This window comes from Burkholderia sp. Ac-20344, from assembly GCF_017104975.1.
Taxonomy (GTDB): Bacteria; Pseudomonadota; Gammaproteobacteria; order Burkholderiales; family Burkholderiaceae; genus Burkholderia.
Map to the genome: position 1 here is coordinate 1 of NZ_JAAGPP010000205.1, position 12,320 is coordinate 12,320.

Annotated in this window: 10 protein-coding genes and 2 pseudogenes; 11 read left to right on the forward strand and 1 reads right to left on the reverse strand. The window is 68.3% G+C overall.

All coding sequences use genetic code 11. The annotated features are described in order from the left end of the window. On the forward strand, positions 1-583 hold a 583-nt coding region (locus G3N64_RS35570), incomplete at its 5' end, for a 4'-phosphopantetheinyl transferase superfamily protein (protein ID WP_205788331.1). Positions 584-604: 21 nt separating this feature from the next. Here the strand turns inward: G3N64_RS35570 and G3N64_RS35575 are convergent. Further along, positions 605-870, reverse strand: a pseudogene (locus G3N64_RS35575) (amino acid ABC transporter substrate-binding protein); the annotation flags it as partial. Between the two features lie 294 nt (positions 871-1,164). On the opposite strand from G3N64_RS35575, the gene hutH reads away from it, so the two are divergent. The 10 genes and pseudogenes from hutH to G3N64_RS35630 all read left to right on the forward strand — a co-directional run. Continuing rightward, positions 1,165-2,688, forward strand: coding sequence for a histidine ammonia-lyase (gene hutH / locus G3N64_RS35580; RefSeq protein ID WP_205788332.1), 1,524 nt, complete (start codon positions 1,165-1,167; stop codon positions 2,686-2,688). Positions 2,689-2,692: 4 nt separating this feature from the next. Next, a complete protein-coding gene (hutC, locus tag G3N64_RS35585; RefSeq protein ID WP_011352609.1) occupies positions 2,693-3,388 on the forward strand; it encodes a histidine utilization repressor in 696 nt (231 codons plus the stop codon). A 39-nt stretch (positions 3,389-3,427) separates the two neighbouring features. Next, a complete protein-coding gene (gene hutU, locus G3N64_RS35590) occupies positions 3,428-5,116 on the forward strand; it encodes a urocanate hydratase (RefSeq protein ID WP_205788333.1) in 1,689 nt (562 codons plus the stop codon). Between the two features lie 2 nt (positions 5,117-5,118). Beyond that, a complete protein-coding gene (locus G3N64_RS35595) occupies positions 5,119-5,751 on the forward strand; it encodes a HutD family protein (protein ID WP_205788334.1) in 633 nt (210 codons plus the stop codon). Positions 5,752-5,755: 4 nt separating this feature from the next. Further along, positions 5,756-6,979, forward strand: a complete 1,224-nt coding sequence (gene hutI, locus G3N64_RS35600) for an imidazolonepropionase (RefSeq protein ID WP_205788335.1) — start codon at positions 5,756-5,758, stop codon at positions 6,977-6,979. Between the two features lie 4 nt (positions 6,980-6,983). Next, positions 6,984-8,360: a formimidoylglutamate deiminase gene (locus G3N64_RS35605; RefSeq protein WP_205788336.1), complete on the forward strand. Its 1,377-nt coding sequence runs from the start codon at positions 6,984-6,986 to the stop codon at positions 8,358-8,360. Between the two features lie 59 nt (positions 8,361-8,419). After that, complete coding sequence (gene hutG / locus G3N64_RS35610; RefSeq protein ID WP_205788337.1) at positions 8,420-9,217, forward strand: N-formylglutamate deformylase; 798 nt, start codon at positions 8,420-8,422, stop codon at positions 9,215-9,217. A 758-nt stretch (positions 9,218-9,975) separates the two neighbouring features. Further along, positions 9,976-10,782, forward strand: coding sequence for a gamma-glutamyl-gamma-aminobutyrate hydrolase family protein (locus tag G3N64_RS35620; protein WP_205788338.1), 807 nt, complete (start codon positions 9,976-9,978; stop codon positions 10,780-10,782). A gap of 12 nt (positions 10,783-10,794) precedes the next feature. After that, positions 10,795-12,132: a glutamine synthetase family protein gene (locus G3N64_RS35625; RefSeq protein WP_166960373.1), complete on the forward strand. Its 1,338-nt coding sequence runs from the start codon at positions 10,795-10,797 to the stop codon at positions 12,130-12,132. 28 nt (positions 12,133-12,160) lie between these two features. Beyond that, positions 12,161-12,320 (forward strand): annotated as a pseudogene (locus G3N64_RS35630) (aspartate aminotransferase family protein); the annotation flags it as partial.

Sequence of the window (12,320 nt, forward strand, 5' to 3'; positions counted from 1 at the left end):
CCGCGCGCGGGCTGCGCGCTTCATGCGGCATGAGGATGCGGTGCGCAGCGCCGCGACGCGTGCCGCGCTGCGCGACGTGCTCGGCACGGCCCTCGGCATCGCGCCGCAGGCGGTGGCGATCGTTGTCGACGCATCGGGGCGGCCGTCGCTGGACGGCGCGCATCGCGCATCGCTCGACTTCAACGTGTCGCATGCGGGCGATCATGCGCTGCTTGCGTGGGTACCCGCGGGCCGCGTCGGCGTCGACATCGAGTGCTGCAACCGCGCGACCGACTGGCGCGCACTGACGCGCGAAGTCTGTGCGCCTGCCGAGTCCGCCTATCTCGACAGCCTGCCGGCTGCCGCGCGCGCCGGCGAATTCATGCGCGTCTGGTGTGCGAAGGAGGCGCTGCTCAAGGCGCTCGGCACGGGCATCGTCGGCGGGCTGAGCGCGTTCGCGGTCGTGCCGCCGCGCGAAGTCGCGACCCCTGCGACGACGATCGTCGAGCCGGCCGCGCCCGCCGCCGGCGTCGTGGCGTTCGATGCGGCGTGGTTCGACGCGGCGCCCGGCTACGCGGCGTGCGTCGCATGGACGCGTGCGTGAGCCGATCTCAGCGCGCGGCGCTCATTCGAGCGGCGCGTCGTTCGGCGCCGCATCGCGCGCCTTGATCACGTCGCTGATCGCGAAGTCAAACGACAGCGTCTTCGGGGCGCCGGCTTCCTGAACCCCCTGTCGTACAGCGCGTCGATCTCGCCGCGCCTCATCAAACGCACGAGCACGCCGTCGACGAACGCCTTGAACGGCGAATCGCCCTTGCGCAGCACGAACCCGCAGGCTTCCGACGATTGCGGCGAGCCGACGACGTGCCAGTCGGCCGGCTCCGCAGCGAGCGACGCGCCGCTTGCGAGTGCGCACGCGGCGAACGGCAGGGGGCGGCCGAACCGGGCGGAGGGGCGTGACGGGAAGGGCATGGCGGTCTCCGTGCCGAATGTCGATTCGCATGTTGAAAATTACAAAATAATTACAACGGCTGTTAAGCGCCGGATCGTCCGGGCCGATCCGGCGGGCCGCGGCGGGCATCAGGGAAACTCCCGAGTCGAAATCGGTGAAAAACGGGTTGTCTAGACAAGTTGGCGTGGCTACACTTCAATCCATTCCGAACTTGTCTAGACAGGATTGCTCACATGATTACGTTGACCCCCGGCCACCTGACCCTCCCGCAACTGCGCCAGATCGCACGCGAATCCGTGCAGCTGGCGCTCGACCCGGCCAGCTTCGCGAAGATCGACGCCGGCGCGAAGGCCGTCGCCGACATCGCCGCGAAGGGCGAGCCGGCCTACGGCATCAACACGGGCTTCGGCCGCCTGGCCAGCACGCACATCCCGCACGACCAGCTCGAACTGCTGCAGAAGAACCTCGTGCTGTCGCACGCGGTCGGCGTCGGCGAGCCGATGGCACGCTCGTCGGTCCGCCTGCTGATGGCGCTGAAGCTGTCGAGCCTCGGCCGCGGCCACTCGGGCATCCGCCGCGAAGTGATGGACGCGCTGATCAAGCTGTTCAACGCGGACGTGCTGCCGCTGATCCCGGTGAAGGGCTCGGTCGGCGCATCGGGCGACCTCGCGCCGCTCGCGCACATGTCGGCCGTGCTGCTCGGCGTCGGCGAAGTGTTCATCCGCGGCGAGCGTGCAAGCGCACTCGACGGTCTGCGTGTCGCGGGCCTCGCGCCGCTGACGCTGCAGGCGAAGGAAGGCCTCGCGCTGCTGAACGGCACGCAGGCATCGACCGCGCTGGCGCTCGACAACATGTTCGCGATCGAAGACCTGTACCGCACCGCGCTCGTCGCGGGTGCGCTGTCGGTCGACGCGGCTGCCGGTTCGGTGAAGCCGTTCGACGCGCGCATTCATGAACTGCGCGGCCATCAAGGCCAGATCGACGCCGCCGCGTCGTATCGCGACCTGCTCGAAGGCTCGCCGATCAACCAGTCGCACCGCGACTGCGACAAGGTGCAGGACCCGTACAGCCTGCGCTGCCAGCCGCAGGTGATGGGCGCGTGCCTGGACCAGATGCGCCATGCAGCCGACGTGCTGCTGGTCGAAGCGAACGCCGTGTCGGACAACCCGCTGATCTTCCCGGATACCGGCGAAGTGCTGTCGGGCGGCAACTTCCACGCCGAGCCCGTCGCGTTCGCGGCCGACAACCTCGCGCTCGCCGCAGCGGAAATCGGCGCACTGGCCGAACGCCGCATCGCGCTGCTGATCGACGCGACGCTGTCGGGCTTGCCCCCGTTCCTCGTGAAGGACGGCGGCGTGAACTCGGGCTTCATGATCGCGCACGTGACGGCTGCCGCACTCGCATCGGAAAACAAGACGCTCGCGCACCCGGCGTCGGTCGACTCGCTGCCGACCTCGGCGAACCAGGAAGACCACGTGTCGATGGCGACGTTCGCCGCGCGCAAGCTCGCCGACATCGCGGACAACACGAAGCACATCCTCGCGATCGAACTCCTGGCCGCCGCGCAAGGCGTCGACCTGCGCGCGCCGTACCACACGAGCCCGAAGCTGGCGCCGGTGATGGAAACGATCCGGGGCAAGGTCGCGCACTACGAGCTCGACCACTACTTCGCACCGGACATCGCGGTGATCGCGAAGCTGGTCGGCGAGCGCGCGTTCGCGAAGGTCGCGCCGTTCTCGTTCGCGTCGGAACAGTAAGCCCATGAGCGCGCCGGTCTACCAGGAGATCAAGGATTTCATCCTGGGCCGCATTCACGCAGGCGAGTGGGAGGAGGGCGACCAGGTGCCGTCCGAGAACGAGCTGGCGCGCGAATTCAAGGTGGCGCGCATGACCGTCAACCGCGCGCTGCGCGAGTTGACGGCCGAGCAGGTGCTCACGCGCATGAAGGGCGCGGGCACCTACGTCGCGCGGCCGAAGTACGAGTCGACGCTGGTGGCGATCCGCAGCATCTCGGAGGAAGTCGGTGCACGCGGGCACGCGTATCACGCCAGCGTGCTCGGCCTCGACACGATCCGCGCCGACGAGGCGCTCGCCGACGAGATGCAGGTGGCCGTGCGCACGAAGCTGTTTCACTCGCAGGTGCTGCACTTCGAGAACGACGAACCGGTGCAGCTCGAAGAACGATGGGTGAATCCGGCGGTCGCGCCGGATTACGCCGAGCAGGATTTCACGAACACGACGCCGAACCTGTACCTGATGCGCGCGGCTCCGCTGCAGCGTGTCGAGTACCGGATCGAAGCGGCGGCCCCGGCGCCGGAGCGGCGCGAGCAGCTGCGGATGGACGACGTCGAGCCGTGTCTGGTTTTACATCGACGCACCTGGTCGCAGGGCGTCGTCGCCTCGGTGGCGAATCTGTGGCATCCCGGCAGCCGTTATCGCTTCACCGGGCATTTCTGATTCCTATTTGATAGTCATTTTCCTTCGGGAGCAGTCGTCATGAACCATCCGAAACACATCGATCCCCGTCTCGATCCGACGCGCACGATCCGCGCGCCGCGCGGCAGCGAGAAAGTCTGCAAGACCTGGCTGGCCGAAGCGGCCTACCGGATGATCCAGAACAACCTCGACCCGGAAGTCGCAGAGCATCCGCATGCGCTCGTCGTGTACGGCGGCATCGGCCGCGCGGCGCGCAACTGGGAATGCTACGACCAGATCCTCGCGTCGCTGAAGGATCTCGAAGAGAACGAGACGCTGCTGATCCAGTCGGGCAAGCCGGTCGGTGTGTTCCGCACGCACAAGGATGCGCCGCGCGTGCTGCTCGCGAACTCGAACCTCGTGCCGCACTGGGCGAACTGGGATCACTTCCACGAGCTCGACCGCAAGGGCCTGATGATGTACGGCCAGATGACGGCCGGCAGCTGGATCTACATCGGCAGCCAGGGCATCGTTCAGGGCACCTATGAAACGTTCTTCTCGGTCGCGAACCAGCACTTCAACGGCGATCCGTCGGGCCGCTGGATCCTGACGGGCGGCCTGGGCGGCATGGGCGGCGCGCAGCCGCTGGCCGCGACGATGGCCGGCTTCTCGATGATCGCGGTCGAATGCGACGAGACGCGTATCGACTTCCGCCTGAAGACGCGCTACGTCGACAAGAAGGCGACGACGCTCAACGAGGCGCTCGGCATGATCGAGGAAGCGAAGCGCACCGGCAAGCCGGTATCGATCGGCCTGCTCGGCAACGCGGCCGACGTGTTCGCGGAACTCGTCACGCGCGGCATCACGCCGGATTGCGTGACCGACCAGACGAGCGCGCACGACCCGATCAACGGCTACCTGCCGCAAGGCTGGACCGTCGCGCAATGGCGCGAAGCGCAGAAGGTCGATCCGCAGAGCATCGTGAAGGTCGCGAAGCAGTCGATGGCCGTTCAGGTGCGCGCGATGCTGGCGCTGCAGGAACGCGGCGCGGCGACGCTCGACTACGGCAACAACATCCGCCAGATGGCGCTGGAAATGGGTGTCGAGAACGCGTTCGACTTCCCGGGCTTCGTGCCGGCGTACATCCGCCCGTTGTTCTGCGAAGGCAAGGGCCCGTTCCGCTGGGTCGCGCTGTCGGGCGATCCGGAAGACATCTACAAGACCGACCAGAAGGTGAAGGAACTGATCCCCGACGATCCGCACCTGCACAACTGGCTCGACATGGCGCGTGAGCGCATTGCGTTCCAGGGCCTGCCGGCACGGATCTGCTGGGTCGGCGTGAAGGATCGCTATCGCCTCGGCCAGGCGTTCAACGAGATGGTCAAGAACGGCGAACTGAAGGCGCCGATCGTGATCGGCCGCGACCACCTCGATACGGGTTCGGTCGCAAGCCCGAACCGCGAGACGGAATCGATGAAGGACGGTTCGGACGCCGTGAGCGACTGGCCGCTGCTGAACGCACTGCTGAACACCGCAGGCGGCGCATCGTGGGTGTCGCTGCACCATGGCGGCGGCGTCGGCATGGGCTTCTCGCAGCACTCGGGCGTCGTGATCGTCGCCGACGGTACCGCCGAAGCGCACGAGCGTCTCGGCCGCGTGCTGCTGAACGACCCGGCGACGGGCGTGATGCGCCATGCGGATGCCGGCTACGAACTCGCGCAGCAGACGGCCCGCGAAGCCGGCCTGAAGCTGCCGATGCTCGGCCGCTGAGCATGACGGCGCTCCACCAGGCGCCGGTGCACGCCACGATGATCCGCGCGGCGGATCTCGTTGCGTCGCCGTGGAAGAACGGCGGCGGCGTGACGCGCGAAATCGCGGCGTTCTCCCCCACTTCCCTCGGGGCGCCGCCGGGCGCCGCGCTCGATGCGTTCGCATGGCGCGTGAGCGTCGCGGACGTCGGCGCGGCCGGCCCGTTTTCGCGTTTCGACGGCGTCGACCGCACGCTCGTGCTGCTGTCCGGCGCGGGCATGACGCTCGCGGAAGAAGGCGGTGCGCGCCATGTGCTCGACGCGCCGCTCGCCCGTGCGGACTTCGCCGGCGAAACGGCGATCGACGCGACGCTGCATGACGGCGCGACGCGCGACTTCAACCTGATGACGCGCCGCGCTGCCGCGCGTGGCGCGCTCGACGTGTGGCGCGCAGGCGCGCACCGCATCGAGCATGCCGATACCGTGCTGCTGCATTGCGCGGCCGGCGAGGCCGCCGTTGAAATCGACGGCACACGCTACACACTGGAAGAAATGGACACGTTGCGGCTCGATGGGCCGCGGCGTGCGTTTGACGTCGTCGTGAGCGGTAGCGGCGCGTTGCTCGCCGTGTCGCTTGCCATCGGCGAACGAGACTGAACGCATGAAACAGACTGTCTGGCATCACCTGAGGCTGTGTCCGCACGGCCATCCCGACGAGACGATCGACGACGCGGCGATCGCCGTCGACGAAACCGGCACGATCGTCTGGCTCGGCGCGATGTCCGCGCTGCCGCACGGTTACGCTCGCTGGCAGCGCGAGGATCTGCACGGCGCGTGGGTGACGCCGGGCCTCGTCGACTGCCATACGCACCTCGTGTACGGCGGCACGCGTGCCGATGAATTCGCGCAGCGCCTCGCCGGCGTCAGCTACGAGGAGATCGCGCGGCAGGGCGGCGGGATCGTGTCGACGGTGCGCGCGACGCGCGCGGCCGACGAGACGACGCTGTTCGTGCAGGCCGCCGCACGCCTGCAGCCGCTGCTCGCCGACGGCGTGACGGCGATCGAGATCAAGTCGGGCTACGGGCTCGACCTCGCGAGCGAGCGCAAGATGCTGCGCGTCGCGCGCCAGCTCGGCGAGCGCTTCCCGGTCACGGTCTACACGACGTTCCTCGGCGCGCATGCGCTGCCGCCCGAGTATGCGGGCCGTGCGGATGCGTATATCGACGAAGTGTGCGACCGGATGCTGCCGGCGCTGGCCGACGAGGGGCTCGTCGACGCGGTCGACGTGTTCTGCGAACGCATCGGCTTTTCGCTCGCGCAGACCGAGCGCGTGTTCGAGGCCGCGACGCGGCGCGGGCTGCCCGTGAAGCTGCATGCGGAGCAACTGTCGAACGCGGGCGGCACGGCGCTCGCCGCGCGCTACCGCGCACTGTCCGCCGATCACCTCGAATTTCTCGACGAAGCCGGCATCGAGGCGATGAAGGCAGCCGGTACGGTTGCCGTGCTGCTGCCCGGTGCGTACTACTTCATCCGCGAGACGCAACTGCCGCCGATCGAGCTGCTGCGCAAGCACGGCGTGCCGATCGCGCTCGCGACCGATCACAACCCCGGCACGTCGCCGCTCGAATCGCTGCTGCTGACGCTGAACATGGGCTGCACGCTGTTCCGCATGACGGTGCCCGAAGTGCTCCAGGGCGTGACGCGCCATGCGGCCGCGGCGCTCGGCCGCGCGGATCGCCACGGCGCGCTCGAGGTCGGTCGCCAGGCCGACTTCGCCGCCTGGTCGGTCGGCTCGCTGTCGGAGCTCGCCTACTGGATCGGCCGGCCGCTGTGCGAACAGGTCGTACGCGGCGGCACGACCGTGTTTCGCCGCATGAATGGATAGCCTCATGACCGACACCACGTTGTTTGCAGACCATGCGTACCTGCCCGATGGCTGGCGCCGTAACGTGCTGCTGCGCTGGGACGCGGCCGGCACGCTGACCGGCGTGACGCCCGACACCGACGCACCCGCGGGCGTCGCGCGCGCGGCCGGGCCGGTGCTGCCCGGCATGCCGAACCTGCATTCGCACGCGTTCCAGCGCGCGATGGCGGGGCTCACCGAATACCGTGCGAATCCGGCCGACAGCTTCTGGAGCTGGCGCGACCTGATGTACCGCTTCGCGCTGAAGATCACGCCCGACGCGCTCGCCGCGATTGCGCGCTGGCTGTATGTCGAGATGCTGAAGTGCGGTTACACGTCGGTGTGCGAGTTCCACTACGTGCATCACGCACAGGACGGCGCGCGTTATCCGCAGATCGCGGAACTCGGCACGCGCGTGGTCGACGCCGCGCGCTCGGCCGGCATCGGCATTACGATGCTGCCCGTGTCGTACCAGTTCGCCGGCTTCGGCAACAAGGCGCCGCGCGACGACCAGCGCCGCTTCATCAATACGCCCGACGGCCTGCTCGAGCTGCTCGACGCGATGCGTCGCGCGGCGCCGGAGCATGGCGGGCTGCGCTACGGCGTCGCACCGCATTCGCTGCGGGCGGTATCCGAGAACGGGTTGCGCGTGCTGCTCGACGGGCTGCCCGACGATGCGCCCGTGCATATCCATATCGCCGAGCAGACGGCCGAAGTCGACGACTGCGTGCGTGCCTACGGCGCGCGCCCCGTGCAATGGCTGCTCGATCGCTTCGACGTCGATGCGCGCTGGTGTCTCGTGCACGCGACCCACGTCGACGCAGCCGAAACGGCAGCGCTCGCGAAGCGTCGCGCGGTTGCCGGCCTGTGCCTGACGACCGAAGCGAACCTCGGCGACGGCGTGTTCCCGGCCGTCGACTATCTCGCGCAGGGCGGCGTGATCGGCGTCGGTTCGGACAGCCACGCATCGGTCGACTGGCGCTCGGAGTTGCGCCTGCTGGAATACGGGCAGCGGCTCGTGCACCGCGCGCGCAACGTGCTGGCGAGCGACATGCAGGCGCATGTCGCCGATCGCCTGTTCGACGCGTCGCTCGCGGGCGGCGCGCAGGCCAGCGGGCGGCGTGTCGGTGCGCTGCGCGAAGGGTGCCGCGCCGACTGGCTCGTGCTCGATCCCGATCATCCGGCGATCGCCGAACACGACAGCACGTCGTGGTTGTCGGGTATCGTGTTCGCGGAGCACGGCGAGACGCCGGTGCTCGACGTCTACACGGGCGGCGAGCGCGTCGTGAGCGGCCGCCGCCATCGCGACGAAGCCGTCGCGTATGCCGACTACCGCGCCGCGCTGGCGCAACTGCTGCGCTGACGCGCGCAACCGGCGCACGCGGCATGCGTGCGCCGGCAGACCTCCAACGGTGATGCGACATGACTGAACAACCGGCTGTATTCACGCTGAAGCAGGGCACGTTGCCGCTGCTGATCTCGATTCCGCACGCAGGCACGCACATCCCCGCCGACATCGCCGCGACGATGACGGCCGATGCGCGCTTCGTCGACGATTGCGACTGGCATCTCGAACGGCTGTACGGATTCGCGGCGGAGCTCGGCGCGTCGATCCTCGTGCCGTCGCATGCGCGCTACGTCGTCGACCTGAACCGTCCGCCCGACAACGAGAACCTGTACCCGGGGCAGGACACGACGGGGCTCGTGCCGGTCGATACGTTCGACAAGGCGCCGCTGTATCCGGCGAGCGCGCAGCCCGGCAACGACGAGATCATGCGTCGCCGCGACCGCTACTGGCTGCCGTATCACGAGGCGCTGCAAAGCGAGGTCGCGCGACTGAAGCGCGAGCACGGCCGCGTGCTCGTGTGGGAAGCGCATTCGATCCGCTCGCACGTGCCGCGCTTCTTCGACGGCCGCCTGCCCGACTTCAACTTCGGCACGTCGAGCGGCGCGAGTGCCGCGCCGGGGCTGGCAGAGGCGCTGGCCGCACGCGTGCTCGAACATGGCGGCTACACGGCCGTCGCGAACGGGCGCTTCAAGGGCGGCTACATCACGCGTCACTATGGCGTGCCCGATACCGGCGTCGAGGCCGTGCAGCTCGAGCTCTCGCAGATCACCTACATGGAAGAGACGCGTCCGTACGCCTATGACGAAGCGCGTGCGGCGCGGATTGTGCCGCTATTGCAGACGCTCGTCGAAACCGCGCTCGCACATCGTTGAACACGGGCCGCACGGATGCGGCAACGCGGCGGAGCAGGTGCGTCACAGTCCGCCGGCACGCAGCGTGCTGCACCGATGCGATGCACAACACGGCATCGATCCACGAGATCGGTGCCGTTTTTTTTCGTCCGGTTTTCGTCTGATCGATGTCGTCATCGAAACCTGAAAATTTGACGCAATTTTTAGGTGATATAAGCTGAATGTCAGGAAGTCGTCACGCGCGCACCCGTGGCGGGCCATCGATCGTGGCCGCGCCGCACCGGAATGTGCTGCGAGACACCTTGCCGACGTGTCGCCGCGCGGCATTGCCGCATGCGCTTCATCGCGACACGTGTCCTGCCTTCATCAGTCAGTCGAGCACCATCGTGAAAGCCGCCAGCCCTTCGATACGCCGGACGCGAAGTCCGTCGGCGGGCGCGCCGCCTCAGGCCGGGCCGATCCGGCATGCTGATCGCGGCACGCGTGCCGCCCCTTTGCGCGAGCCTCGTTTCTTCGCCATGTCCCATCGCGGCCTGCGCCGCTTCAATCTCGTGACCGCGCGCGTGTTCAGCGCGGTGCAGTGCGACGGCAGCGCCTCGTTGTTGCCCTAGCGTCGTTTTCCGCTTCCGTACCGGGTCGCACCGCCTGTTGCCGCATCGTCCGCGCGGCAGGATCGCGCATGGGCATGCGCCGCGTCGCGGTGCGCGCGTACGGCGCCGGCGCGCACTTTCATCGTCCCGTGTGCGAACGTGTCGCGCGCGATTACCGGAGATATACCCATGCGTGTGCGCCCGATCGTAGCCGTCACCGCCGACCGCATCCTGCGCGGTGAGCATCCGAACCACACGGCGGGGGAGAAGTACCTGGCCGCGCTCGTCGACGGCGCCGGTGCGCTTGCGTTCGTGCTGCCCGCGCTCGGCGCGCGCCAGCCGGCCGACGCGATCGTCGCGGCGGTCGACGGGTTGCTGTTGACCGGCAGCTATTCGAACGTCGAACCGCATCGTTATGGCGGCGCCGCGAGCGCGCCCGACACGCTGCACGATCCCGCGCGCGACGCGACCGCATTGCCGCTGATCCGTGCGGCGATCGACGCGGGCGTGCCCGTGCTCGCGATCTGTCGCGGCATGCAGGAGCTGAACGTCGCCTACGGCGGCACGCTGCATCAGCGGCTGCACGCGACGACCGGCTTCGACGATCACCGCGAGCGGCCGGCCGATCCGCTCGAACGGCAGTACGGCCCCGCGCACGTCGTGCAGTTCGCGCCGGGCGGCCTGCTGCAGCGGGTCGCGCGCGGCGCGCAGGAGGCGACGGTCAATTCGCTGCACGACCAGGGCATCGCCCAGCTCGGCGCCGGGCTCGTCGTCGAAGCCAGCGCGCCCGATGGACTGGTCGAGGCCGTCAGCGTGCGCGGCGCGCGCGCGTTCGCGCTCGGTGTGCAGTGGCATCCCGAATGGCGCTACGCGGAACAGCCGCTGTCGCGCGATATCTTCGCGGCATTCGGCGCGGCGTGCCGCGCGCGCATGACGCATCGCATTCATGCGGCGTGTGGCGCGATGTCGTCGCCGGCCGCATCCGACGTCGACTGATAGAGGCCGATCATGCAACCCGAACTGAGCGAATTCCTGCGACAGCACCGCATCACCGAGGTCGAGGCGATCATTCCCGACATGGCCGGCATTGCACGCGGCAAGATCATTCCGCGCAACAAGTTCGAATCCGGCGAATCGATGCGCTTGCCGCAGGCCGTGATGGTGCAGACCGTCACCGGCGACTATCCGGAGGACGGCACGCTGACCGGCGTGACCGATCCCGACATGGTGTGCGTGCCCGATCCGTCGACGATCTGCCTGATTCCGTGGGCCGTCGACCCGACCGCGCAGGTGATCCACGACTGCGTGCACTTCGACGGCTCGCCGGTCGAGATCTCCCCGCGCTACGTGCTGCGACGCGTGCTCGACCTGTACAAGGCGAAAGGCTGGCAACCGGTCGTTGCGCCCGAGCTCGAGTTCTATCTCGTCGACATGAACGCCGATCCGGACTTGCCGCTGCGCCCGCCGGTCGGCCGCACCGGGCGCGCGGAGACCGGCCGGCAGTCGTATTCGATCGAAGCGGTGAACGAGTTCGATTCGCTGTTCGAGGACATCTACGAATACTGCGAGATGCAGGGGCTCGATATCGAGACGCTGATCCACGAGGTCGGCGCCGCGCAGATGGAGATCAACTTCGTGCACGGCGATGCGCTGTCGCTCGCCGACCAGGTGTTCCTGTTCAAGCGCACGGTGCGCGAGGCGGCACTGCGCCACAACATGTACGCGACCTTCATGGCGAAGCCGATGCAGGACGAGCCGGGCTCGGCAATGCACATCCACCAGAGCCTGGCCGATGCGCGCACGGGGCGCAACCTGTTCTCCGACGAAGACGGCGCCGTATCGCCGATGTTCCACAGCTACCTCGCGGGGCTGCAGAAGTACACGCCCGCGCTGATGCCGATCTTCGCGCCGTACATCAACTCGTACCGCCGGCTGTCGCGCTTCATGGCCGCGCCGATCAACGTGCAGTGGGGTTACGACAACCGTACCGTCGGCTTCCGTATTCCGCAGTCGGGCCCGTCGGCGCGCCGCATCGAGAACCGGATTCCGGGCGTCGACTGCAATCCGTACCTCGCGTTCGCGGCGACGCTCGCGGCCGGCTATCTCGGTTTGTCGCAGCAGCTCGCCCCGACCGAGCCGATCGCGTCGGACGGCTACAACCTGCCGTATCAGCTGCCGCGCAATCTCGAGGAGGGCATCTCGCTGATGGCGGCCAGCACGCCGCTGGCCGGCATTCTCGGCGACAAGTTCGTGAAGGCCTACCTGGCGCTGAAGGACACCGAATACGAAGCATTCTTCCGCGTGATCAGCTCGTGGGAGCGCAGGCATCTGCTGCTGCACGTCTGAGCGTGCGGCGCTGTTATCCGGAGGAAACATGACCGATCGAAACGACGCAGTCTCACCGCATTCGACCGCCGAATACCGCGCGCTCGACGCCGCGCACCACATCCACCCGTTCTCGGACATGGGCGCGCTGAACCGCGCGGGCAGCCGCGTGATCGTGAAGGCCGACGGCGTCTATCTGTGGGATTCGG

Coding starts and splice junctions, on each gene's coding strand:
- G3N64_RS35605 (WP_205788336.1), top strand. CDS start 6,984: ATGACCGACACCACGTTGTTTGCAGACCATGCGTACCTGCCCGATGGC.
- hutI (WP_205788335.1), top strand. CDS start 5,756: ATGAAACAGACTGTCTGGCATCACCTGAGGCTGTGTCCGCACGGCCAT.
- hutH (WP_205788332.1), top strand. CDS start 1,165: ATGATTACGTTGACCCCCGGCCACCTGACCCTCCCGCAACTGCGCCAG.
- G3N64_RS35625 (WP_166960373.1), top strand. CDS start 10,795: ATGCAACCCGAACTGAGCGAATTCCTGCGACAGCACCGCATCACCGAG.
- hutG (WP_205788337.1), top strand. CDS start 8,420: ATGACTGAACAACCGGCTGTATTCACGCTGAAGCAGGGCACGTTGCCG.
- G3N64_RS35620 (WP_205788338.1), top strand. CDS start 9,976: ATGCGTGTGCGCCCGATCGTAGCCGTCACCGCCGACCGCATCCTGCGC.
- hutU (WP_205788333.1), top strand. CDS start 3,428: ATGAACCATCCGAAACACATCGATCCCCGTCTCGATCCGACGCGCACG.
- G3N64_RS35595 (WP_205788334.1), top strand. CDS start 5,119: ATGACGGCGCTCCACCAGGCGCCGGTGCACGCCACGATGATCCGCGCG.
- hutC (WP_011352609.1), top strand. CDS start 2,693: ATGAGCGCGCCGGTCTACCAGGAGATCAAGGATTTCATCCTGGGCCGC.